The organism is Methylomicrobium sp. Wu6 (genome assembly GCF_035916875.1).
Taxonomy (GTDB): Bacteria; Pseudomonadota; Gammaproteobacteria; order Methylococcales; family Methylomonadaceae; genus Methylomicrobium.
Genome location: NZ_JAXUHN010000031.1, coordinates 1 through 24573, shown reverse-complemented (window position 1 = coordinate 24573; position 24573 = coordinate 1). Strand labels below are relative to the sequence as shown.

Here is a 24573-nt window from a genome sequence, read left to right as displayed (position 1 = left end):
ATGGCAGCCACTCGTATTTCATTTTGCGCCATAGCATTTCAATCCGATTCAGCTCAGGACTGTAAGGAGGTAGAAAATAAAAGCGCATCCCATTTTCGGCCAGTAGTTCCCAATACGGCTTCAGTTTTTTGGCGGTATGAACGGAAGCATTGTCCAGAATCACCACGAGCGCTTTGCTGACGCTTTGCGCCAATGCCATCAAAAAGCCGAAGAACCATAACCCGTTCACGGACTGCCACAGTTTCGCCATCACCAACTTTCCCGATGATAGCAAAGCACCAATGATATTCAGTCGCTGGCTACGCTTGGCTGTGATGGCATGGACTTCGCCCTTTTTCGTCCAAGCTGAGCGGTTCGGCGGTTGCGGCGCAAAGCCCGCTTCATCCACATAAGCCAGTTCAATTTCGCCCGCATTCGCTTGTTTGATCAATTCCGCTATGTCGCGCCGGGCTTGTTCGAAGCGTTCGGCATCGCGCTTTTTTTTAAACTGTAGCGCGTCCGTTTCCAGACAAACCCTAAGCGCTTCAGTTCGGTTCGCAAGGTCGTCGCACTCATCTCAATCTGGTATTTTTCCTTTAATCGGCTCAAGATGTTTCTTGACGATAAGGCTTCCGCTTCAACCCATTGCTGAATCTGTTCGCGATGTTCATCCGCCAGTTTACTGGGCGCCCCGCTCCGCGGTTGATCTGGCAGGCTGGCCAAACCACACTCCAGCCATTTACGCCGTCGAATTCGAACCGCCTCACGGCATATCCTTTGCTGCTTTCCGATGGCTTTTACACTGACGCCCGAGGCGAGCAATAAAATCGTCTCGGCACGCTCTCGCTCTCGCCAATCTGATCCTTTTTTAACAATGGCTTGCAAACATGCGTCATCGTTTTCTGATAGTTCTAATCGGGCAACCCTTGCCAACTCTGTTTCCTGCTGGTTCTAAAAAGCTTTTAGTTTAACGCCAATCAACTTTCTGCGAGACACTTATGATACGGCGATGTCCCAGAGGTCATTACGACTTTTCATCCTATGTTGTGATTTTTTTTAGCTTTGGCCACATTTTTTTCTACCTGCATGAGAATATGGTGGCCCGCCGCAGCAGGTGAATAACGGCACACAGGCTGAGCCTTCGCGCGCGGAAAAAATCAACAATCGGTCAAACGAACTATTGGAGGGGATCGATGGCGAACGCGGGTGGACACCGGAGAACGACGAAAGAAGCAATCGGAAGCGATACGGCGATGGCAGCCGTGGAATAACTCCACCGGGCCGATAACATCCGAAGGTAAAGCGACAGCGTCACAAAATGCCTATAACGGCGGCTTTCGTCCTCTGATACGGGAAATTACTGCGGCGTTGCGGGATCAGCCGGAGTCCTTAAAGTTGGTCAGATAAGCGCCTAGCAACAAGTTCTTCATGCATTGTTTTTAAACATCGCCTTCTAATGCACTGTTGCCAAAACTTGGATTCCCCGCGGCTTGTAGATAAGCGCTTGAGAGCTTAGTTGCTACGAGATGGCTCTGGTCTGATGGTTTGAGGCGGCGCTGGCATATTGGGAGGCGGCGGCGAATGCCATTCCTGCTGAGTGTTGTACATTAATTCCCCAGGCACAGGAACTCGATGCCCTTTAACATACATGCATTGGATATAGCCGATGTCATAATATTGTTGACCTTCTTCTATTGAATTCGGTTCTTTGGGCGCAGTTTCGATCTGCCGGTAGACAAGTTGTCTGCACGACAGGTCGTCGTTATGGAACTGATCATAATTTTTACCGGTGCCAGGCAGTACCAAAACACTCGGGCCACTCGGCAACGTCGAACATGAGCTGAGCAAGAGAATTAGCAGTAAGGTTTTTAGGGGTTGTAACATTTTGATGCACTCCATTAAGGGACAATCTTCTGCCAGGGAGCTAAACACGTCCTGACATAAGGATAATATCCTGCCGGATTGTTGCAGTAATACCAATAACTGGCCTCCTGTCCAAGAGGTTGAGGTTCCACACTCTGCCAGCTCACCCGACATTCTTTCACATGAGGATAATAACCTTCAGGATTTGAACAATAGCTCCATTTGTTCGACCCGAGTGGTTGGACTTTGGATACAGTTCCTTGTTCTATATAAACAGAAGGAGCAGAGGGCATTGAAACGGACGGAGTGGAATAATAGGAAGGGTAGGGATTGTAAGACGAGTAGTAGGGAGGGCAGGTATAGTAAGGCCAGTAATAATAGGATGGCCAGAAAAATAGGGAGCTTGAAAAAAAAACAAACCTATTATGACCAGGGTGATGGAATCCTCCAAAATGGCCGCCGCCGTAACCGCCACCGTGACCGCCTCCAAAGCCGCCGCCAGAGCCGCCTCCGTGTCCACCCCCACCACCACCACGGGCCATGGAGGCTCCGCTAGTTAACAATCCGATAACGATCATCAGCACAATTGATAGCCTTCTGAACATCATTATCGTTTCCTCATCTAGCGAATTAAATTCGAGAAAGCTAGACCCTCTAGGCCAGTCAGAATCTTATCAACCTAAAATACGGCCGGATTTGTTGCACAGAGTCTATTGCCTGACGTCAAGCACTGGTCAGATCCAGAAAGAAAAATCCAAGAGACCAGAAAATAAGTCTTAGTTTCAAATTTTAGTCTTAGATAAGATCAATAAAAAAATGTTCCTTTTAAGCGACTAATAAAAAGTTTACATGCGTTGTTTTTAAAAGGTTCAAGCTAAGCGGGGAGTCGCTATTTTTGCGAAAGCTTGTTTTGGGCCCCTTCCAGCCCAAGCAAGCGGCAAAAACTTAACGCGACCGCTATGCCTTCGGTGCCCCAGACGTTCTGCTACCTTCGATTTATACCCAACGAGGGGTATAAATCTTAGTGCGCAATGACTCGACGCGATGTCGGATGGCTTTGCAATTTCACTACGCAAAAAAACGCTTCGTGAAATCGCCCAGCCCTATCTCTTCCGGGGGCTACTAGGCTTCCCGCCTCGCAGCGAGGGCAAGCGAAAAAGAGGCTCAAATGATATTTGTTGCACAAATAAAGACTAACCAATTGATTTAAAGCGAATATGATTTAACATAGAAAATTAGGGGCTATCTGGCCTCTTTGCTATTTCAGTAACTGACCATAACTAAAGCGCTTTAATTGCTCTCAACGTCTATGAACTACTTCCTAAGATTGTCCATGCCATTTTGCGCCCTAGTTGCTGGATGCGCGATCACGCCCGATCACTTCATAAACTCCTCACCGATCTTGGTTGTATCAAGCACCAAAGATTCCCGAGGCGTGGCTGTTTGTGTTTCGGACGGCTGGAACAGCGAGGTAAATGGTGTGACGTCTAAGCCTATTTCTGGGGGATTTACTGTCACCTTAACCTCCGGTGGACTCATTTACTTCATGGCTGAAGTGATGACCTCATCTAAAGGATCAACAACAAAATACTGGGTGGGGACATTCACGCTGCCTAACTATATCGACAAATTTGAAGATATCGTCAAGCAGTGCCAATCATGAGCCATGAGACGGCCCGATTTGTTTTTGTAATTACACAAAATAAGTGTGATATTCCTTTGCAAGCCGGGTCATTGCGGCGCTTGATGCTGTTAAGTGTAAAACGGCTTGTAATCTTTTTAATAATTCAGCACTTTTTTGTTCAGTATTGATGTGTCAACACTTTTCCGGACACATGGTTAAGCAGCTTTTTGCTGCAATTGATAGTCAACGGGTGACAGATAACCGTTGGCGGAATGAAGTCGCTCTCGGTTGTAAAACACTTCGATATATTCAAACACCGCCTGTTTAGCTTCCTATCGGTATAGCTTCGGTCTGACTGTCGGTTTTCAGGCTACGAACAACTTCCTTGGCTTTTAGCAGTTTTTGATGTTCAAGAGAGATGCGGGCACGGAAATAAAAAATGTTTTTCCGTCTAAAAAGATAGGGAATTTTTGCCACGGTAACACCCTTGTGTGTAACAGTTTTGTGTAACAAAAACCGTCTTTACAGGGTGCTTATGATTGAAAGTCTATTATAATCAAATGAGAGAGACAGTCGAACAATTGCTTGAAAGCTGCTTAATATAAGGCTTTCATATTTTTATTTTTTAAATGTACCCCCAAATGTACCCCCACTCGATCAAGGCTGGCCTCTACTTTTCATTATGCAGGTAGCACCATATGCTTTGATTTCGCGACTCATAATTTTTTCTGCCCATATCAAAATCAATCATCGGCCTTGTTGATCGCTCAATGCGGTTGCCGAGACCCTCGCGCCGATCCGCCAGTGCGTGACCCCTTGCCCTTGCAGTGACTCAGTCAATTGTTTCCCGTTTGCCACAATCAATTCCTTAGCTTGACTGCCAACTCCATTAAAGCAGCGAAAGCCATTAAATTACAGGCGGTTATGTTTATTGCTGTTTGTATCGTCTCGAAAAAGTACCACAAGACTACGCTCGGCCCGGGCAAAGCCTGTTATGGCGTGGAGGTCTAACATCTCCTACGCATTTGAACCTGGCGAAAGGGGCGAATCCGGCAAAATCCAGCAACGGCGCTAGATTAAGCCTGGCGAAAAAATGGCGAACCGAGGCGAATTTCGCCTATTTCCAGCTGTCACCTATCTGTCCGCCTCGCCCTCAATTTGTTAAGCGGACCGCAATAGCTGCGATTGTAGTGGTCGATTTCATCAAACAGACAAGAAAAAAATATCACGTCTCTTGCTATTAAGTGAATAGCAACAAGTTCATTGGCATTTCTTGAGCTCTCTAAGTCATTGATTTGCTATTCACAGGTTGCAAACGAACTTCTCGCGAAGCACTTAATCGGCCTTTCCTGTGGATTCTAGAAAACTCGGAAATATATTGAGATTACGCACACTTGCGTAAAGATAATACACCTCTAAAACAAAGAAAACTACACCTATGAGGTGTATAATTTATCATAAAAAACAATAGCTTATGTTTATTTGCTGTTGCATCGGCTGAAAATAAAATACAGAATATCTCCTGTGTTCAACAGGGTCCGCACAAATGCGGCAAGATACATACATGAGAACTTATACAACTTCAAATTTATCATCAATCGCTTTTCTTCGGCTCCGGGATATTATCGGCGACCCTAAGCGCGGCATTTTGGGAAAGTTGCCTATTAGCAGAACTTCATTTCTGGACGGCGTGAAGTCGGGGAAATTTCCAAAACCAGTAAAACTGTCCCAAAGGACAGTCGCATGGCCCTCGCGGGAAATCGATTTAATCAATGCGGCGCTGATTGCCTGCAAATCGGATAAAGAAATCAAGAAGCTTGTCGCCGAGCTCGAAGCGGCGAGGACTGAGAGCGTAGAGCAACGGGCAGCGCCGATAACTATCGGCCTCGGCGGTGAAGCCGTAAAAAGATAGGGGGATTATTTAAGAATTTAGGCAAGCCAGAAAGCAAAAAACCTATACGTGTATTGATTCGTATAGGCTTTCTATGTGGGGTGTATTACTTCTAAGCGGCTGTAATTATACCCCACAGAGTAATTTATTTTCAATAAGTGGGGATAAAAAATGATTAATAATAAAAAAACGGGGGCAGTTGCCATCTGCGCGCCTACGTTTGTACCGGTTATCTGTTCCGAACGGCAGCGCCGCGCATTTGCAGAGTTAGCTACAAATGACGATCAGTCAGTCAATCACTCTGACTGTATAAAGCAGAGGTTGGTGCATGGCGGCAAGGTGGTATCTCATGATTGAGCGCATTGTCTCGCGGCTCGATAGGGTTAGGCGGACTGGGTTTGGACGGTTTGTCGCGCGCTGCCCGGCGCACTCCGATAAGTCTCCTTCCCTTACCATTGCCGAAAAAGAAGGCCGTGTATTACTGCATTGCTTTGCCGGATGCGAGCCGGCCGATGTACTCGCCGCCGTCGGCTTGACGTTCGCGGACCTGTACCCTGAACGACCGGCATACAACAAGAGCCCCAGATCCGCCCAATTCAACCCGTATGACGTGCTTAAATGCCTTACTTATGAGGCCGCGATTGTCACCCTGGCGGCAGCACAAGTTTCGACCGGTCACGAACTCACTGCCGCCGATGCCGAGCGCGTGGCGCTTGCTCACGAACGCTTGAGAGACGCAGCTAAATTGATGGGGGTTCGCCATGACTGATTTAGTCTGCACCATCGAAGAATACCTCGACTATACCCAAACAAATGGCGAAACGGTCGAATCGAACAAAAAGTCAGCAACGGCGCGGGTTTCAGACAGACGAACAACAGACGAACCGAAGCGAAAATTGTGCGAGTTCACCTACAGGTCGCCAGATTACCCAATCGGGGCGCTGGGTCCATTGTCGAAATTATGCCAGACGGTCGCCGAAAATGCGCAGTTAAGCCCGGCAATGGTGGGTCAATCGATCCTGGCGGCCGCCTCACTGGTCGCCCAAGGCGGGTATGAGGTCGAAACACTCAGTAGCATGAAGCCCTTGTCGATTTTTGTTTTGACCGTTGCTGATTCCGGAGACGGAAAATCGACGGCTGAAGGCATTATATTACCCGGCATTCGCCAATTCGAAAAAGAGCGGCATGACGCGTTGCAAGCTAAGTCGCCAGAAGATCAGAAGGATGAGCGTGAGCCCTATCTACTTGCCTCCGATGCGACCGTGCAGGGCATCATCAAGGGATTCCGGACCGGCTGGCCGAGCCAAGGTGTCTTTACCGCCGAAGGTGCGGCCCTATTGTGCGGTTGGGGCATGGCTGCCGAGCAACGGGCCAACACGTCCGCGAACCTGAACAAATTGTGGGATGGTGAGCCGATATCAATCCAGAGCGGGATGAGTGGGCGTGTCCAGCTCTACAGGCGGCGATTTTGCGCGCACTGGCTGATCCAGCCGGACGCCGCGCAGGAGGCATTGACCGATCCGGGGCTGTCTAGTATCGGATTGTGGCCGCGTTTTATGGTGAGCTGGCCGGAGCCATTGGCGCCCCGGAAATATCGCCAGTACGAGTTTTGGCATGACCCCATCGTTAAGGCGTTCTGGGATCGTTGCAAGGCCATGCTGGGTAACCAGCGGATTACCGGTGGCGAATGCGGCGAGTTTCGAACGATCCGGCTGAGTGCCCCGGCACGTCAAATCTTGATCGAGACCTTTGAGCGGATGGAACAAGCCCGTGATTCGGCACACTCGTTGCACAGTATCAAGCCGTTTGCGGTTCGCCTTTGCGAACTGGCCTGCCGAAATGCCGGCGTACTCGCCGCCTATGCGGACGAGAACATCATCAGCGAGGAGCGGATGAAAAACGGGATCGCGCTTGCGGGATATTCACTCGATACCTGGCGCGGCATCTTTGGGCAACGGGAAGACTTGACCCACGACAAATGGGCGCGGGAACTGTATACCTGGCTGCTGAAACGGCCGAAACAGCGGGCTAGCGAGACAGACATTCTGAAAACCGCGATCCCCAAACACCTGCGTAATAAGCATAAACGGGACACCGCATTATCGATCTTGCGCGAGTACGGGATGATTCGGAAGGCCATTGATATCGTAAGCGGCGACATCCGAATCGCCCATGCAGAATGGGAGGTGGTACAAGATGCTTGATGGGATTCTCGATGACATTTTGGGGTCGCCGGTGCACGGGGGCGAAATTCGCCCCTTTGAAAGCTTTAATATGCCTGAATTTTCGCCCGATTCGCCCCTTTCGCCAAGTTCAAATGCGCGAACCGATGATGACCGGCATTTTTGCCACGAATGTCTCCACCTAAACAGTACGGGTTACTGTATCCAGCAACGCTTCCGGCCAGTCGATGACATCCCGCGGCGATGTGAAGATTTTGCCGGCCTGCCGGAATCAGAGCCTCGTCACTCTCGGTTCCAGATCACTCTGCAGGATGGCATGCCATTTACCAACAAGAGTGTTCAGTTCATGAGCCTTAAAGAAATCCGCATTCGCTATCCAAATGCTGCCTCGATCAGTCCCGTTATTGAGGTGTCGTTATGAAGGCCGTGATTCGGGAGAAAATTTATTTGTCAGGGTTATCGCAAAATCAATATGGCGTGATCAAAAAAACGCTGACTATTCAAAATCCCAAATACCATGAAGCCTTGAGATTCGGCCGCAGTGCGTTTGGAATTGATCGTTATATCGAGTTGTTCGAGCAACCTGGCGGCTGCCTAAGTACCCCGCGCGGTATTTCGCTGACATCATTGGGATTGATCCCTGAATCGATACTGGATGAACGGCGCATCCATCCTGTCAGGATCGAAACCAACCTTGAAATGCGCGGTTATCAAGAACGTACCGTTCGGCTGGCGCTCGAAGCCGGCGGCGGGGTCATTGTTGCCCCCACAGGTGCAGGTAAGACAACGATGGGCATCGAATTGGCTTCTCGTCTGAATCAGCGTTGCCTAGTGCTGGTCAAGTCGCTTGACTTGGCGCGGCAATGGCAGGCCGCCATCCAGAAATTTACCGGACAGGAGTGTGGATTGATCGGCGACGGAAAGTGGCAGGAAGGCAATCAGTTTACCGCCGCTACCGTGCAAACTTTGATCAAACACTCGGAAAGCCTCGATTACGGGTTGGTCATCGTGGATGAGTGCCATAACGTTCCTGCCGAGCAAGCCTACAGCGTTATTAACCGGCAAGCAGCCAAATACCGCTATGGCTTGTCGGCCACCCCGCAGCGTCGGGATAACTTGGAAATGATGATCCATGCCGCCCTCGGTCCGATCGTGGCTGAAATTGATCAGAGTGAAGTCGATGGGGCGGTTTTGCCTGTTACGGTATCAACCTTGGAATATAGATTTCAAGGCAATCCGGAGAGTTGGCAGGACTTTATAGCTCAGCTTGCCAATGATCCGGAGAGAAATCAGCTTATTGTCAATCGCGCGATCAAGTCGTGCCAGGTTACCGGCACGGCAGTTTTAACGGGCACGGTTGAGCATGCGGAGCATCTGCATAGAATGATTATCGAGCAAGGCAGCGAGGCATTGCTGCTCCACGGTCAACTGTCGAAAAGCCTACGCGCTGAACGAATGGCAGCTGCTACCGAGTACCAGCTCATCATCGGCACCTTGTCTATGCTGTCCGAAGGTATCGATTGGCCACACATCGGCGCCGTGATCTTCGCTAGCCCGGTATCGGCCGCCATCGATAAGGCCACCCCAGCCGCTACCCGGCTGATTCAATCGATAGGACGTGCCCGCCGGCCATTCCCCGGTAAGCGGCGTGCCTTTGTCTTGGATATCGTCGACCTGCATCCTTTCGGTAAGTCCTCGTTCAAAAAACGATCAATGGTTTACAAGCAACAGGGGTTCGATGTTCGCAGTTTAAAAATAGGAGGTTCCGACGAACCCAGATAAAAGGCCAATAAAGCTCATAGATAGCAAAAAAGTTTTCATCTCAACAAATCAAATGTTAAAAAATGAAAGAGAAACCTAAGACACAAAACATTTTTCTGCCACAACTCCTGAAATTGGCTGAGCAGCAATCCCCGACTCTGCTTGAAATTTTGCATAGGAAATCACTTGATGATGGTATCGAGGATGTCAACGATCCTGATTATCTGCGTAATGCCTGCACCATCCTTGCCGAGGGCTTTATCATTGGAATTGACAAGGGAGATGTGACTTTTTCGTCAAAATCGTCTCGTATGAATTTTCTCTGGTTACTGCAGTTGCTCACTGATATTGCCGCTGGCGGCAAAATGGAGGATTTATTCGCCACCTCTTAACCATCTAGGCAGCTCTCCTACATTGCCTGGCAAGTGCAGCCGGCAACCACTTGGTTGTCGGCTTTTTTATTTCATCAAAATCCCTCCCATTTCGAATGGGAAATATAATCATTTCTGGTATATGAGTTAGAGAAGTAAGCGGTTTAACCTGTGGTAAAGATCTCTTCAGATCAACCACCAACGAAGGAAAACACCGCCATGATAACCAGGACTGGACCTGACGCGATCTATGCCAAAAGCGCTACGTCTAGTCTGGACTGGCGGCTACCGGGAAGCGGCGTCGAGTTGGGAAGAAGTGCTGATCGATTTGCAGCAGCGCAGGCTCAAGATTTCACCTAAATTGGCTATCGGTGATGAGGCGCTAGGCTTTTGAAAAGCGGTGGCCAAACTGTGGTCGGAGACCGACCAGCAGGGCTGTTGGGTACACAAGATCGCCAATTATCAATAGTCCCAGGCTTCGTGCCGAACTGGCAACTGATTCAATTGCTCTCGAAACATCCGCCAGTTCGGCATAAATCGCTCCATCAATGCAACGAACCGCGCGTTGTGCGTGGGCTCCAACAAGTGCACCATTTCATGCACAACGATATATTCGAGGCATTCGGGCGGCTTTTTGGCGAGTTCGGTATTGAAGCGAAGGCTGCGATGGATCGGGTTGCAGTTGCCCCACTTCGTCTTCATGCGCTGCACGAAAAACGTCCCCACTTTGACGCCGATCCGCGGCTCCCAGCGGGTAATGATATCGGCGGCGGCGACCTTGAGTTGTTCGCGGTACCAGACTTCCACTATCGCCTGCTTTTTTTGTTCCTCGGTTCCCGGCCGTACCCGCAGCACCAGAGTGTTGTGTTTTAGCTCGATTCCCGGTGGGGCGTTGCCTTCCACGATCTGCAGCAGATAGCGTTTCCCCCACACGTAGTGGCTTTCCCGGTCCAGATACTCGCGCGGCGTCTCGCGGTCCTGGCGGAGCAGCTTCTCTTGTTGCTGCTTGATCCATCCCAGCTTAGAAATGGCGAAGACACGGACGGTATCGAGGTTCATGCGGGCTGGTGCCGAGATGCGGACCTTGCCGTCGGGCGGATAGACGCTAAGATGGATGTTTTTGATGTCCTTGAACGTGACATCCACCGTAAGATTGCCCAGGTTGATTTGGGTCGCCATCAGTACTCGGGCTGCGCTTTGATAATCAGGAAAATGCGCTCGACTTCGGCAATATCCTGTAAGACCCCATACAACGCGGCCTTGATGATTTGCTCGCGCGCTTGGACGCCGCGCCACCCATCAGGCCGGACCTGTTTAATGGTTTCGTCAATCTTCAGGGTTAACGCTTCGTTCTGGTCCAGGTTATTGTAAAGCGCGCGTTTTCCCGGTGTATCAAGTTTCTCTGGAGTGTCTTCGCTTTTACCCGACTCGACTTTCTTCGCGACTTCGGCAATCCGCTTCAAATACTCTTCATACTCGATCGCTTTGGCTTTGCGCGCCGCGATAATTTCGTCGAGCAGTGCCGACATCTTTTCGAAAAACGCCGGGTCGTTCAAATGCTCCTTGATGATCTTGCGGCGGACATTGTTCTCAATCGTTTCGGCGATCGCGTTCTTATTGCCCTTGAGCCCGCCTAATTGCTTATTGATCGCCTCGGCAATGCCGGTTTTCACGATCAATTCCAGCAACGGCAAGTCGTCGAACGGCGAAATCTTGCGCGGCTCGTCGGCCTGGATATAAGTATCGATCAGATGCCGCATGTCGGCTTCGTAAGCTTTCAGATCAAGCGTTTCGCCACTGGCCTTGCGGATGATTTCGCGGATGGCTAAATAATGCTCGAGCCTCTGCTTGATGCGGGCGATCTCAGCGCTACTGTAACCGGCAGGCTCCATCTCATCGGCGATAGTCGCGTAGGCGCGTACCAGGGCCGCCGTGGCCTTATACAGCGCGGTGCGCTGCGGCTCCCGCTCTTCCAGATCGGAAGGCAGCTCGGTATTGCCGCAAAAGTAATGGATATGTTCCAGCTCGCCTTTCGGCGGCTTAACCGGCTCGCACAGCAAGGCGATGGCTTCCAAGGCTTGGTCGAGCCGCTCCCTGCCCTTTTGCAAACGATCATGCAACAACACATCCGGATCGGCGCCGCCGGCGCTGCGATCGAGCTCTGAGGTGTACACCGAAATCGCGTTTTCGACTTTTTTGAATAAGTCCTTATAGTCGACAATGTAACCGAAATCCTTGTCCTCGCCGTCCAGCCGGTTGGTGCGGCAGATGGCCTGGAACAGCCCGTGATCCTGCATCGATTTATCGATATAAAGGTAGGTACAGGGCGGCGCATCGAATCCGGTCAGCAGCTTATCCACTACAACCAGCAGCTTCATGTTGGCCGGCTCCTTGGTGAACAACGCTTTCGCCTGCTCTTCATAGGTTTCGGTTTTCGTCATCCCCGTTTTCGCGGCGATGTCTTTCAGCAGGTCGGTGTATGTGTGGTAGATGAACTGCTTGTCGGTGTCGGTATTCGCGCCGGTTTCTTCCTTGGTCAAATCCTGCGCCTGCGGATTGTAGGACGTGATTAAGGCGCACTTGCCCTTGAACGGCGTTTTATGGAAGAGCGTTAAATATTTGCACGCCTCATAGATGCTGGAGGCGACCAGGATCGCGTTGCCGCGCGCACTGGATAGGCGCGGCTTGACGCTGAAATCGAAGATGATGTCTTCCACCACCCGTTCCATACGCGAGCGCGAACTGAGTACCTTTTGCATCGTGCCCCATTGCTTTTTCAGCTCGTCCTTCTGCCAGTCATTCAAGCCCTTGGTCTTGGCTTCGAACCAGGCATCGATCTTGTCCACCGAGCCGAGCTTTTGATCGATGTCGCGCGCCTCGTAAACCAGATCCAGCACCACGCCATCCTCGACCGCTTCGCCGAATTTATAGGTATGGATGTAGCCGCCGAACACCTCCAGGCTGGTCGCCTTGTCCTTCTTCAACAATGGCGTGCCGGTGAAACCGATAAACACCGCATTCGGGAGCATCGCTTTCATGACCCGGTGCAGCTTGCCGCTCTGAGTGCGATGGCATTCGTCGACAAACACAAAAACCTCTCCAACCGCCTGGCTGGGCTGCGCTTCCAGCTCCTTGATAAACGCGTCGAAATCGTCCACATCCTTCCTGCCGAACTTGTGGACCAGCGAACACAATAGCCGCGGCGTCGCCTGGCCGAGCTGACTCATCAAGTCGCGGCCGCTCTGGGTCCGTTTGATCGCTTCGCCGGCCTCGTTAAAGACGCGCTCGATTTGTTTGTCTAACTCGTCGCGGTCGGTAATCAGCGCGACCCGGGCATGCGGGTTGTTTTCCAGGATCCACTTGGCCAACAACACCATCACGATGCTTTTGCCGCTGCCTTGAGTATGCCAGATGATGCCGCCCTGACGCCGGCGCACAAAGTCCTGCGCCGCCTTAATCCCGAAATACTGATGCACGCGCGGCAATTTCTTGACGCCGCTATCGAACAGCACAAAGTCATGGATCAGTTCGATCAGGCGGCGCTTCTCGCACAGTTTGAGTAGATACTTGTCCAGTTTGTAGCGGCTGTTATCCTCTTCGTCCTCTTTCCACTTCAGGAAATATTTCTCCGGCGTACCGATGGTACCGTATTGTAGACCTTCGGAATCGTTGCCGGCGAAAACGAACTGCACCGTGCTGAAAAAACTCGCATTGAATTCCGGCTGCTGGTTGGAGAGGTTTTGCCGGATGCCGTCGCCGATCGACACGCGGCTATTCTTGAGTTCCAATACCCCGATCGCGATGCCGTTCACGTACAGAACCAGATCGGGCCGCCGCTCGTGGTTGCCCTTGAGCGTGACTTCCTCGGCAATCGCGAAGTCGTTTTTGTCCTGCACGTGCCAATTGATCAGGTGGACAGTTTCAGTGGTCTTACCCGCTTCGGTTTTGACCGGGACCCCGTAACGGAGCAGTTTGTAAACGGCTTGATTATTGTGGTACAGATTACGGCTGTGATTGTCAGCCTCGGTACGCAGCTTGTGCAGCGCACTGCCGATCTCTGCCGGGCTGTAGCCGCTTTTGTCCAGGTAGGCGGAGAGCAAATCGTCCTCGATATTACTGTTGCCCTCGCGATCGGTCCAATCGCCGAGGTAGCGGTAATCGAGCTCTTCTCGAAATAACGTAATCACGCGATTTTGCGTTGCGCGTTCGGGTTTGCCAACGGTATCCATTTGTTTTCTATATTGTTATTAGTTATCTATCTGCCTTCTTTCTATAAGCTTGTCCCGGATGATTGGGCTTATCCGGTACTTTAGCTTCCAAGCGTCCGTCTTTCAGCATGGGATTAATATAATGATTACGTAGGGTATCGGCATCTCGTCCCAATAACTTGGCTAGGGTTTGTAAGGAGAGCCAATGCGATTCACACAAGTCAAGAATAGTTCTTTCCATCAATGATTTAGCTACTCTTTTCTGGTTGCGTATCACTTCGGCAAGCCGCCACATGGCCTGGTTTTGTTCGGAGCCGAAATGTTCGGAGTCACCGCTGAAATGTTCGGAGTTATCTGTCAAATGTTCGGAGCTTGACGTTGATTGTTCGGACCTTTTGCCGGTCTCGTCGAAAATACTGAACAAGTCGCGTTGGGCTGCCACCGGCCAACGGTAACGAGTACCACGGCCATGGCCGGCTTTGTCTAGCCAGTTCGCGGCGGCTAGCTGTCCCAAGCGGATACCAATATCTCTGGGATGCTCGGTGCGATAATGTTGAATATCCTCGTTGCTGATTTCGCCAAAGCGATGGGCCAGCATCAAAATCACCCGTCCCAATTCATCTAATGAGCGATAATCTTCTCCTACGACCGAACGCAGCTCACGCTCCACATTCTCTGGAATCATACTGACGACCGGCAACCAAACGCGGGTCATTTCCAACCTCAAATTTTCCGCAACTAATGGGATCATCCAATGCTGCTCTTGCCAAGCGCGCAAAATCTTCTGAAAGCCAGAACCCGCTTTTTCGCCCAACCCCAACATTTGGAACATTTTCAGCAGGTTTGGATTACGCGGATCACTCACGCCGCCTTGGTATAACTGTTCGCGCGGAATGCGCAACCGGCCGGGATTAGTAAAAATAAACGCATCGCTGTGCTTGATAACCGTCAACGGCCTGGAGGACTGATGGTCGGCATGCACCAAAGTATTGACCAAAGCCTCCCGCAAGGCTTCATGGACATGCGTTTGTTCCAAACGGGTGGCAGCCTTGTCCAGTTTGAACGGCACGTCTATGCCATCCACCAGACGCGGATAAACTCGGAAATAAAAATTGAACAGGTTCGGCGCCCATTTGCCGTCCAAAGTCAGCCGAAAAGTCCAACGTACATCGGGATCGCCGGATAGTTGCTCCTGATAATCCAAATGAAAATGAGGCAACGCCTCCAAAAGGCTGCGCTCCTTGCCGAACATCAACAACCCTGCCAAGGTAATGCCAGATAACTTACTGCGGCGGTCAAGGCGCCAAGCACCCAAACTTTCCAGAAACTCCCGTTCGCCCAACGCCAAAAACGGATGGTCGGAGTCGCGGGAAGCAAAGCGGTTGCGATAAGCCGTGACCGATTCGACGTCCAGATCATCAATGTCAAAACCTTCCAGAATCTGCCCATCCAAAGGATCGTCGCCGGCATCGCGCAACATTTGACGCACTTCCGCTTCGCTACAACGATAATCACCCTCATGGTTGCGCTTATAGCAACCGAAAAAAGGATTGCCGTTGATAAATACCGGACGCTGTTGCCGATTGGCCCGCGGCACATGGATGCACACTACCTCACTGCCATCAACGGCTAACACTGAAATATCCCGCTCGTGACAAACGGGTTGGTTCAGCTTCTGGGCATTGTTATGGCTGTCCCAAAAAGTTTTGAGCAAAACCTGCGGCTTGCGGACACCCTCGACGATATAGGCACCGTCACGCTCGACCACGCCTAAAACGATGGTGCCGCCCTCGGTATTGGCAAATGCCGAAACCGATTCCCATAACGACTTGGGCAGGCCACCGTTGGCCGACTTGAATTCGACATCACGGTCTTCACCTAAATGTAGGGCTTCCAGTAACTGGTCCAGCGTCATAGTAAACGAATCCTGCCGGTTAAGAGTTCCTGCATCATGCCTTGCTTGATTTGGCGGGCTTTGGTCAGCTTGGTTTCAAGTGCGGCGATTTCAGTATCCATGTCGCTGAGAATTTCGACGATGGCAATTTGTTCGTCGAACTGTGGCATAGGTACTTCAGTTTCCCTAACTTGTGACAGGCTTATTTGCGGATAGGCTTGGCCTGTCGTAATTAAGTTGTAATACCTTCTAACCATAGGCTGGGATAGAAAATGGAACAAAAATGTGGCAGCTATTTGATCGTTGTTTATTCGTATTCTCGCAATATGCTGATTAATATTAGCCGTACTGAGATCGTTCCCAAGAAGAATAACACGGCCAACATTGCCGGTAATTGTCATTAAAATATCGCCTGACTGAACCTCACTTCGTCGTAAAAATTGATGAGCTGCATTAGAAATAAACATTGATTGAGATAGATCAAGACCATGTTCCGAAACACACTCACTTCTCAGGAAAAGCACACCATCGTTTTGCCAAGAAAAACCATAGGTTGTTGGTGTTGAGCCCTTCGTAATAAAACTAGAAACTTGTTTCAATGGGGTGGGAGTCCAGTCTGATGGCATCATCCCGAACTTTGTTTGCCGATAAGATTGTTTTCCATTGCCAAACCCTGGCAAACGTCGCTTGCCGGTGAGTAATTCCTGCATCGCACCTTGTTTGACCTGGCGCTTTTTGGCGATGAGTTGCTCCAGGGATTCGATCAGGGTATCTGCACCGCTCAACACATCGGCAATGGCTTCTTGTTCGGTTTTAGTCGGAAGAGGGATTTTTATTTTCACCAAATCCCTGCTATAAATTGCAGCGACACTCGTCGTTCCGATCGCGACACCACGCAGACTCTTTAATGCTTGAGGAGTATTCAGAATGTAGTTCATAAAGGAAGGCGAAGATACCCATTCTTTATCAAAATCCATTCTCATGATGTTCGAGTTAAAATAAGCTTCAGGCAGTTCGTTACGCCATATTGCCACCTTACCAACAAGCTCCAAGGTGTTCCTTGTGTTGAAGAGAATATCTTCCTTTTCAAGTCTGTCACGAACTGAAGGTGGTTGAGAAGTATCAATAAATTCAAGCTTGTCGAGCTTGATGCTTCCACGCCCTAGATTACCCATTTTAATAAGCGGCCAATTTGTTTCGCGCCCACTGTTTTTGTAATTCCCGCCAAGCTGCATCGATTTCAAAATACCACCAAGCTCTGGAGTGCGCCAATCCTTCGGAATAGTCCCTAACTCAGTCAATTTGTATCCAGGTTTCAGTTCCATGTAAATCCCATTCTTTTCAGGTGGCGACTAACTTTATCTTCTATGTCAATAACGCGCTTACTCATTATTGACATCGGGGTTTCGTAGCGCTCGGCCAATTCCTTCACCCGCTGGGTCAGTTGATGGCTCACGCGATCCATTTCGCCGTGGGTGGCGGCATCGAGCGCGGCCAACCACTTGTCATCCACTGTCAGCGTCTTGATTTCGTCTCCGCTGAGCTTCGGATATTGGGTATAGGCTTTCGCATCCAGCTCGGCCTCGGCCTCTTTCAGTTTTTTCTTGAGCTCGGTTTCTTCGGTAGAAAGCTTGAGCCATTCGTTCAACACCGCGATTTCCTCGCTGGCTTCCGGGTCATGGCCGATTTCCTTCAAGCGGTCGGCGACGCTTGCCTTATTGATTTTGTCGAAGCCAGAGAAAGCGGCCTCTTCGCCGCCGTGCTCTTCTTCCAATTCGGTCAAGCGGGCGCTGGCGTTTTCCAGCTTGGCGGCAAGTTGGTCAATGGTTTGTTGCTCCTGGGAGAAATAGCGGGCGACAATCAATGCCTTGGGCACCAGATCGCACGTCCAGCCTTTGTCTTTCGTTTTGCCTTTCTTGTCGGTTTCGAGGATACGGTAAGTTTCCGCTTTCCAACCATCGGCAGCGATCAGATAGCAGTCGTCCTGCATCGTTTCCACCCAGTAATCCATTAGATGCTGGTAAATGTCATAGGCGGCGATCAACGGCTTGTCGGCGTAATGGGCGAGCAAGTCCTCGGACAGCTGGGCGATGATTTCCTTGGGATGGAAACCGGCTTGCAATGCCTTGAGGATCGCGGTGCTTTTTTCCCGCCAGGCGTTAAAATGGGCATTCATGTCCGCGATGAACGCGGCGAACTCGGGATGCTCGTAAATGGTCGTTTTGATCGTCGCCTTGTCCACGACCAGGTTGAAATAGGCGGGACGGTTGGGCGCAAAGAGCGTTTGATTGAGCCCTGGGCACACCGCCCAGTAGCGTTCCAGAGCGTCAATATCCCGACTCGGGATGCCGCCTTGCAGGTGGCCGGCAATATCTTGCAGGTCCTCGGCTTCGCTGCTGTCGATATAGCGCGGCAGGTTCAGATTGAGCTCGTTCTTTTCGATCTCGTCGACCGGTACCAGGCGTGCATATTTCGGGATGTCGAGCATTTTGGTAAACACATCGACGATTTTGTGGATGTCCTGGGCGCGCAGGCGGTTCTTCGGACCGTCTTTCATGAAGCCGCCACTGGCGTCGATCATGAAGATGCCTTTGCGAGCCTGGGCGTCTTCCTTGTCGATCACGATGATGCAGGCAGGGAGCCGGTGCCGTAAAACAGGTTGGCCGGCAGGCCTATGATGCCCTTGATGTAGCCTTTGCGCACCAGGTTGCGGCGGATTTCGGCCTCGGCGCCGCCCCGGAACAGCACGCCGTGCGGCAGGATACAGGCGCCTTTGCCCGTGCTCTTGAGCGAGCGGACGATGTGCAGCAGATAAGCGTAATCGCCTTGTTTCGCCGGCGGCGTACCGAAGGACTGGAAGCGCTGATACGGGTCATTGAGAGGATCGAGGCCGGTGCTCCACCGCTTGTCGGAAAAGGGCGGATTGGCAACGACGAAGTCGAACGTCTTGAGGCTGTCGCCGTCCTTGAACTTGGGATCGGTGAGCGTGTTGCCCTGTGCGATCAGCGCGCTCGGGTTGTTGTGCAGAATCATATTCATCCGTGCTAGGCCGCTAGTAGCCGCATCTTTTTCTTGTCCGTTAAGCGTGACGGGGGTTTTGGCCTCGTCGCCGACTTTCAGCAGCAGCGAGCCTGATCCGCAGGTCGGATCGTATACGGTGGTTGATGCGTTGGTCTTGGCTTCACGGATGCCGATGATTTGCGCGATCACGCGGCTGACTTCGGCAGGCGTATAGAATTGACCCTTGCTCTTGCCGCTGTCCACCGCGAAATGCTGCATCAGATACTCATAAGCATCGCCGAGGATGTCGTCGCCTTCGGCGCGGTTCTTCGAGAAATCGAGCGCCTTGTTCTCGAAAATCGCGATCAGGTTGGTCAGCCTGTCCACTATTTCCTTGCCGCTGCCGAGCTTGTTCGCATCGTTGAAGTCCGGCATGTCGGACAATTTATTCGCATTGGCCAACGGCGCGATGATCTTCTTGTTGATCTGGTCGCCGATGTCGGGTTTGCCTTTGAGAGCGACCATGTCCTTGAAACTGGCGCCCTCGGGAATGGTGATCGGGGCAAAAGGCTGGCCGGCGTATTTGTCGCTGACGTATTTGATGAACAGCAGCACGAGGACATAGTCCTTATATTGACTAGCGTCCATGCCGCCGCGCAGTTCGTCGCAGCTCGACCAAAGGGAAGAGTAAAGTTCGGATTTTTTGATAGCCATGTTAAGTTTTATTGTACTGCCGAATATTGGTTTTATGCATTTTACCAATACGGAAGAGAAAGCGTTCGGCTCATCTTTATTTGACTTAAAAGATCAAAAGAAGCCTTCATAACATGCTAACTTATGCGCTGTACTTTGGATAAGTCAATCATTTCTATTCTTAACGAGCCAGGGAGATTCTATGGCGCAAACTCAACACAATCCACAAACCGTCTTACTAGCAATCTCCAGCCTTCTTTCGTATCACGATAAAGAAGATTACGAAGGTGTTTATATTGTTGTCAGGCAACGGGATGGGCTTTTTGATTTCTTTGCCGGCGGTTCTGCCGACGATCCCGACTATGCCGATGAGTGGGCGGTAACGCAGTTTCTGGCGCAATCGTATTTTGAAGATTTAGCATCCTCGGGTAAAACAGAAAGTCCTTCGCTCCAGGTCGTTAACCCTCCGCCCTCACAGGCTGCCGAATTGTCAGCGAACACAGGCATCAATATGCGTCAGGTCAGAGCAGAAACTCTACGTCAGAATCCCAATTTGTTAAAAATTTTAGGAGCCGATGCCTTGGATATCGAGAACATGAAACACATTCACCCTCGCCCGGACGATAACGGCAAGATGGTGACCATAGTCCACCCCAGCATCCCTTCGCCTCTGACGGCTTTTGCTGATCCTCAGCAAATTGCAGTCGTCGTTCCGGACGGTAAGACGCCATCGACTTTGAATGAAATAGCTTTGACTGCCTGGGACTCACTTCCAGAGTCGTTGACGGAATGGGTCCATGTTACCGGTCAGACCGACATTGATGAGCCTCCGATGCAACCTAAGCCTGGCAAGAAATTGTCTGCTGGGGTGGTCACGGTGGAACCGGACGGACGCTTTTGGTTGGTGGCTCCAACGAATGCCTTTGGCGGCTATAAAGCGACGTATCCCAAAGGCACCATCGAGGCGGGCATGCCCCCCCAAGCATCAGCGATCAAGGAAACCTTTGAGGAATCTGGTCTGCAAGTCGAAATTACAGGCTGGATTGGGGATTTTGAGCGTACCACATCAGTAACTCGCTATTATTTCGCACGGCGTGTCAGCGGTAATCCGGCGGCTATGGGCTGGGAAAGCCAAGCCGTGATGCTGGTGCCGAAAGACAAAATGCGCACTGTGCTAAACCATGCCAAGGATTACGAGTTACTAACCGTGATGCTGGCCAAGTATCAGGCTGCAGCGCCTTTAGACAATCAAGCCAAATTGTAAGGAGTTTCAGCGATGTGGATATTTTTGAATAATGCATTTCTGTCCATAGTCGATAAAGGTGGCGACGGTAACACGCTGTTAGTGCGTGCTCGGCACACAGGAGACATTGAGCGGTCTTTTCCGGATGCTGACGTTCAAATCGGCGGCGGGACCGATTATCGCTATCGCGCCCAAATTGATCGTGAACAAGTGGCGCAAGCGCTTGCCGATTCCGTGCGATCAATAGATTATGCAAGATTATGCAAATTTCAAAAATACGGTACATGAAGTCGATCGTCATGATGCGTATATGGATGTCTGGAGTGCTATGCTCCGATTTCAAAGGAAAGAAGGAAAGAGGGTTGATAAAACTCCTTTCAAGCGCTGTTACTGCGCCAATCTCATTTGCTGAGTTGTGCAACCAAACAGCATTACAAATCACATAAAAATATTCGGAGATATTATGTGGCTTCAGACCACTTTGGGTTTTTTCAGCATCCAGCAAGAACATATTGATCGGGATTCTGGCATGCTGACTGTTTCAGCCTATTGCCTTGATGATCTTCAGGCTTTTGTCAGCAAATTGATGCCTGGGTGCGTCATTCAGTACGGGGATGAAAACCAGAGTCATAAATATTTCATACGCGCCCCACAAGCCAGGATTGGTGCCGCAATAGCACAAGCCGTCTCTGATATTTGTTACAGGGATCTGACTAACGCAGTCAGATTATCAGAGGGGGACATACGGACTAAATGCTTAATGGGGATAGAGCACCAATTATCGGAAATTCAACATTACCAGCGCGAATACCATTTTGATGCAAGCACTGCTAAAGACTCAGAACCAGAAAAAATACTGGAGGTAGGCTGCGAAGGCGGCGCATATACGCTTTGGCGATGCCAGTATTGCGGACAAAATGTGTTCATAGTGGCAAGCAATGACTGTTCGGGGTTATGGATCGACGAAGACACGTCTTTCCAAGAAAAGGCTTTTTATAGCTGGGATGAAGCCGTCCGCAATCTGCCAGAGCATTGGGCAAGCCTTTTCCCGCTTTATGTCGCTCCAGATTACTCTGGCCTGATTAAGAATGAGCTAAGGATGCGGGGTGTGGATGTTACACAAGAGAATGATTGGAAATATGTGCTTGACGACCCCAAGCGCAACTCGTAGAGAACGAAGTAGTTGTTTGGAAGCTTCCCGGAGAATTCGTGATTTTTTAGCCAAATTGAACTGGCGGACGGGATTTGGGCAGGGAGCATGTTTACACTAAATCTGGTAACTCTCCACTCAATGGTCAAGGTCGAACACTCGCATTTAACCGAGCGGCAAGAGTTGTATCTGCTTTTGGAATAGCAACAAATCATCAGTTCTGTTGCTTTTAATGTTGTGATTGAAAAAGGTGCTCTCAACCGCTAAAAATGAGGCGATTTCTAAAATTGAGGCACCATTCTTCAAAGTGAACAGTTGAATTGTTGCAGTTGAATAGCGATAAAATTTTCAATAAATCCAGTTGCTTAGCAAAAAATCTCCCACTGTTTACAAATGTTGAGATTAAAAAAGTAAACCTCTGAATCTTCATCTATAGAACTCTTTTTACTAAATTAGGAATCACGAATTCAAAGTTCATGCTTCTCAGATACTCAAGAGTGTCTACTTCAAACTACCGTAAATGAAGAGGGATGTTTTGGAGAGCGTCTTTGCTAGCTCAGACCTATGCTTCTTTATTCATCGACGATTTTCTCGATGGCGGCCCAGGTTTCCTCGGGCAAGCGGAAAAGAGCATCGCACGCGGTGTTGAAGAAAGAACGCGTCGGATCGTCCCAGAAGCCCTCACGTGCCTGACAGTGTAGCTCGATCAGTGAAAGTCGTGCTTGGACAATGAGCACTCCTTTTTGAACCCCGCTCTTTCTTGGCTTCCATTCGCAGTTCCATTCCATGTTTAGAGCATTGGCGGCCAGTTGTTTTTTCACTGATTCTTTTGCGGCAATGCAGTCTGGGTCGTCTAATGGGCTATCTGTCCAGGCACCAAATCCGACAGATAATTCCGGAATGCCGTTGATATGAGGGGTAATCTCATAAGCATCAGCCGCTAATACCCCTGACCATAGAATGAACGCAGAATCATGTGCTTTGTTACCGTCTGGCGTCATCAAAACACCATAGAAATGAGGTTCGCTGAATTCTCCAGAGGTTCCACCATATGGCAGAGAATATGTACGCCAATTCTGGCCATTTATGCAACGTCCAGTTAATTCCTTACGGGCAATGACACCCAAGTTGCGCATTCCTTTGCGCAGTCGATCAAAGGCTGGCATGGCAATGATATCGCTTAAGGCAATACTTGTTCCGGTCATTTCATTTTCCTCAAGAAATTTGATGAGATTTTTCGTCCAGTATTCTAGTACGAATATTGAGGCACTCGTCCCCTTCGTGAGCTGAGGAACCAGGCTTGATAACCAGCGATGGATATCCCTCCATGTCACCACCGGCTTCGTCCAGCCCTCGGGAGCACTCGTATAGTGGGTCAGCAGCACGATCCCACCATGAGGCTTGCCTTGGCGATGCTGATAGTCTGCATACAGGTCCAGTTGGCCAACCTTTCCCTCTCCGTCCACATACTGGGTGAAGGCTGCACCGACCTTGTTCTCGATGATTAAAAAGAAGTTGTCCGACTGACCCACAATGTCCGGACGCTTCCCGAAGCCTCGATAGCCCGGCCCGATTACATGTTGAGTGTTCCAGCGGATGTTTCGACCTTCATCTCCTTGAGCAAGACACTGGTTTTGAGAAAGCCCAAGTAATTCGCTTAGTACTCGCTGCATAAGCCCCGCGTCGCCGGCAAGCTGTAGCCATTCGACGAAAGCCTCACTCAGGAAGTCCTCAGTAGGGTTACGTAGCTCCGTAGTTCGGTATCTATAAAGTCGGGTAAGGAGCGTCATGGTCGTTGTTATGGAGTTATGAGAAGATAAATGTGGTGCAAAATTCATGACTGTCAATGTCCGATTACCGAAAGAGATCAGATCGGACTTAAAACTGTCTGGATGGCGACGGCTACTTTTTCGCCGAGCTGAAACTGCCAGCATCATGTCTACTTTAAACGGGTATGGGGATCTGTCAGATTTTAAACTTCATAAAGCTCGACAAGGGCGCTCCCCAAATCTGAAGGCACTCAAAGGCGGGGGGATCAACACTATTCACTGCGCAACCAGTCGGAGGCAATCCTGGTTTTCCAATATCAATCCCCGTTCGGTTGAGCTCAAAGCTCGGGTATTTTGGCCGAGTTATAAACCCGGAATCGCAGGAGTCAGTCACACGAGGGCTTGAGCGAAATTCGCCTCGGTTTGTCTAATTTTCGCCTGTCTGAGTCCTGCGTAGGCGCTGGGTTTTCACCTAATTCGCCTAATTCGCCTCTCTGCTTAATAGTTTGGTGCTTTAGACGAGTGGAATGAATGATTAGCCGGTCCGCTTGAACGGAATCACATCTGCACAGTTCTTAAGGTTATCCAAATAGTCCGCCCAGGCTTGCATCATCAGCCGGCGCTCGGGTAAATGCTGCGCTCGGTTATAGGCGGCTTTGATCCGGTTACGCTCGGCATGTGAGAGTTGGCGTTCAATCATGTCGGAATGAAAGCCTTGCTCATGTAATAAGGTGCTGGCGGTGGTTCGGAAACCGTGTGCGGTATGCTGGCCTTGGTATCCCATGCGCCGCAACGCCGCGCCGATCGCTTCCCGGTTGATATGCGGTAAGCGCTCTTTAAACTGCGTCTATCCCTCCTGATTAAAAGAGCAGAAGATAGTGTCCACGTATAATAAGGTGGACACCTATGATGGAGAGCAAGAGTCGATTATCGCGAGCACTGGT

At 50.3% G+C, this 24573-nt stretch carries 21 protein-coding genes and 4 pseudogenes; 12 read left to right on the top strand and 13 right to left on the bottom strand.

Going from position 1 to position 24573, the window contains the following annotated elements:
• From U2W12_RS01740 to U2W12_RS01725, 4 genes are all read right to left on the bottom strand, one after another.
• A partial coding sequence (locus tag U2W12_RS01740) for an IS630 family transposase (RefSeq protein WP_326498948.1) occupies window positions 1-430 on the bottom strand: 430 nt, incomplete at its 3' end.
• Between the two features lie 5 nt (window positions 431-435).
• Entirely contained in the window at window positions 436-864 is a 429-nt protein-coding gene (locus tag U2W12_RS01735; protein WP_326498947.1) for a helix-turn-helix domain-containing protein, read from the bottom strand.
• 627 nt (window positions 865-1491) lie between these two features.
• On the bottom strand, window positions 1492-1863 hold the full coding sequence (locus tag U2W12_RS01730) for a hypothetical protein (protein ID WP_326498946.1): 372 nt from the start codon (window positions 1861-1863) through the stop codon (window positions 1492-1494).
• A gap of 14 nt (window positions 1864-1877) precedes the next feature.
• Window positions 1878-2450, bottom strand: a complete 573-nt coding sequence (locus tag U2W12_RS01725) for a hypothetical protein (protein ID WP_326498945.1) — start codon at window positions 2448-2450, stop codon at window positions 1878-1880.
• Window positions 2451-3151: 701 nt separating this feature from the next.
• On the opposite strand from U2W12_RS01725, the gene U2W12_RS01720 reads away from it, so the two are divergent.
• Entirely contained in the window at window positions 3152-3505 is a 354-nt protein-coding gene (locus tag U2W12_RS01720; protein ID WP_326498944.1) for a hypothetical protein, read from the top strand.
• 176 nt (window positions 3506-3681) lie between these two features.
• Here the strand turns inward: U2W12_RS01720 and U2W12_RS01715 are convergent.
• Together U2W12_RS01715 and U2W12_RS01710 are read right to left on the bottom strand one after the other, a co-directional pair.
• Window positions 3682-3804 (bottom strand): annotated as a pseudogene (locus U2W12_RS01715) (IS3 family transposase); the annotation flags it as partial.
• A 13-nt stretch (window positions 3805-3817) separates the two neighbouring features.
• Window positions 3818-3943: pseudogene (locus tag U2W12_RS01710) on the bottom strand (DUF6538 domain-containing protein); the annotation flags it as partial.
• Window positions 3944-5030: 1087 nt separating this feature from the next.
• Here U2W12_RS01710 and U2W12_RS01705 point away from each other — a divergent pair.
• The 8 genes and pseudogenes from U2W12_RS01705 to U2W12_RS01670 form a co-directional block, all read left to right on the top strand.
• The gene (locus U2W12_RS01705) at window positions 5031-5378 is read left to right on the top strand and encodes an AlpA family phage regulatory protein (protein ID WP_326498943.1); all 348 of its coding nucleotides are present in this window, start codon (window positions 5031-5033) and stop codon (window positions 5376-5378) included.
• A 150-nt stretch (window positions 5379-5528) separates the two neighbouring features.
• The gene (locus U2W12_RS01700; protein WP_326498942.1) at window positions 5529-5714 is read left to right on the top strand and encodes a hypothetical protein; all 186 of its coding nucleotides are present in this window, start codon (window positions 5529-5531) and stop codon (window positions 5712-5714) included.
• A complete protein-coding gene (locus tag U2W12_RS01695) occupies window positions 5707-6126 on the top strand; it encodes a CHC2 zinc finger domain-containing protein (protein WP_326498941.1) in 420 nt (139 codons plus the stop codon). The genes U2W12_RS01700 and U2W12_RS01695 overlap by 8 nt, the downstream gene beginning before the upstream one ends.
• Window positions 6119-7561 carry a DUF3987 domain-containing protein gene (locus U2W12_RS01690; protein ID WP_326498940.1) on the top strand — a complete coding sequence of 481 codons (1443 nt, stop codon included), beginning with the start codon at window positions 6119-6121 and terminating at the stop codon, window positions 7559-7561. The genes U2W12_RS01695 and U2W12_RS01690 overlap by 8 nt, the downstream gene beginning before the upstream one ends.
• Complete coding sequence (locus U2W12_RS01685) at window positions 7554-7961, top strand: hypothetical protein (RefSeq protein ID WP_326498939.1); 408 nt, start codon at window positions 7554-7556, stop codon at window positions 7959-7961. Before U2W12_RS01690 ends, U2W12_RS01685 begins: the two co-directional genes overlap by 8 nt.
• On the top strand, window positions 7958-9322 hold the full coding sequence (locus U2W12_RS01680) for a DEAD/DEAH box helicase (protein ID WP_326498938.1): 1365 nt from the start codon (window positions 7958-7960) through the stop codon (window positions 9320-9322). The genes U2W12_RS01685 and U2W12_RS01680 overlap by 4 nt, the downstream gene beginning before the upstream one ends.
• A 62-nt stretch (window positions 9323-9384) precedes the next feature.
• Window positions 9385-9693 (top strand): hypothetical protein, encoded by a 309-nt coding sequence (locus tag U2W12_RS01675; RefSeq protein ID WP_326498937.1) that lies wholly within the window; start codon window positions 9385-9387, stop codon window positions 9691-9693.
• A 262-nt stretch (window positions 9694-9955) separates the two neighbouring features.
• Window positions 9956-10132 (top strand): annotated as a pseudogene (locus tag U2W12_RS01670) (transposase); the annotation flags it as partial.
• Between the two features lie 2 nt (window positions 10133-10134).
• On the opposite strand, the gene U2W12_RS01665 reads toward U2W12_RS01670, so the two are convergent.
• The 5 genes and pseudogenes from U2W12_RS01665 to U2W12_RS01645 form a co-directional block, all read right to left on the bottom strand.
• On the bottom strand, window positions 10135-10851 hold the full coding sequence (locus U2W12_RS01665) for a SprT family zinc-dependent metalloprotease (RefSeq protein ID WP_326498936.1): 717 nt from the start codon (window positions 10849-10851) through the stop codon (window positions 10135-10137).
• Window positions 10851-13901, bottom strand: coding sequence for an HsdR family type I site-specific deoxyribonuclease (locus U2W12_RS01660; RefSeq protein ID WP_326498935.1), 3051 nt, complete (start codon window positions 13899-13901; stop codon window positions 10851-10853). The genes U2W12_RS01665 and U2W12_RS01660 overlap by 1 nt, the downstream gene beginning before the upstream one ends.
• Before the next feature lie 22 nt (window positions 13902-13923).
• Window positions 13924-15795, bottom strand: coding sequence for an RNA-binding domain-containing protein (locus U2W12_RS01655; RefSeq protein ID WP_326498934.1), 1872 nt, complete (start codon window positions 15793-15795; stop codon window positions 13924-13926).
• Window positions 15792-17099 (bottom strand): restriction endonuclease subunit S, encoded by a 1308-nt coding sequence (locus U2W12_RS01650; protein ID WP_326498933.1) that lies wholly within the window; start codon window positions 17097-17099, stop codon window positions 15792-15794. Before U2W12_RS01650 ends, U2W12_RS01655 begins: the two co-directional genes overlap by 4 nt.
• A pseudogene (locus tag U2W12_RS01645) lies at window positions 17090-19422 on the bottom strand (N-6 DNA methylase). The gene U2W12_RS01650 and the pseudogene U2W12_RS01645 overlap by 10 nt, the downstream one beginning before the upstream one ends.
• Window positions 19423-19669: 247 nt before the next feature.
• Between U2W12_RS01645 and U2W12_RS01640 the strand changes: the two are divergent.
• From U2W12_RS01640 to U2W12_RS01630, 3 genes are all read left to right on the top strand, one after another.
• Complete coding sequence (locus U2W12_RS01640) at window positions 19670-20731, top strand: NUDIX hydrolase (protein ID WP_326498932.1); 1062 nt, start codon at window positions 19670-19672, stop codon at window positions 20729-20731.
• Window positions 20732-20743: 12 nt separating this feature from the next.
• Window positions 20744-20998: a hypothetical protein gene (locus U2W12_RS01635; protein ID WP_326498931.1), complete on the top strand. Its 255-nt coding sequence runs from the start codon at window positions 20744-20746 to the stop codon at window positions 20996-20998.
• A 175-nt stretch (window positions 20999-21173) separates the two neighbouring features.
• Window positions 21174-21881, top strand: coding sequence for a hypothetical protein (locus U2W12_RS01630; protein WP_326498930.1), 708 nt, complete (start codon window positions 21174-21176; stop codon window positions 21879-21881).
• A gap of 551 nt (window positions 21882-22432) precedes the next feature.
• Here U2W12_RS01630 and U2W12_RS01625 read toward each other — a convergent pair.
• The gene (locus U2W12_RS01625) at window positions 22433-23797 is read right to left on the bottom strand and encodes a hypothetical protein (protein ID WP_326498929.1); all 1365 of its coding nucleotides are present in this window, start codon (window positions 23795-23797) and stop codon (window positions 22433-22435) included.
• Window positions 23798-24164: 367 nt separating this feature from the next.
• Window positions 24165-24413 carry a hypothetical protein gene (locus U2W12_RS01620; protein WP_326498928.1) on the bottom strand — a complete coding sequence of 83 codons (249 nt, stop codon included), beginning with the start codon at window positions 24411-24413 and terminating at the stop codon, window positions 24165-24167.
• Between the last annotated feature and the right edge of the window lie 160 nt (window positions 24414-24573).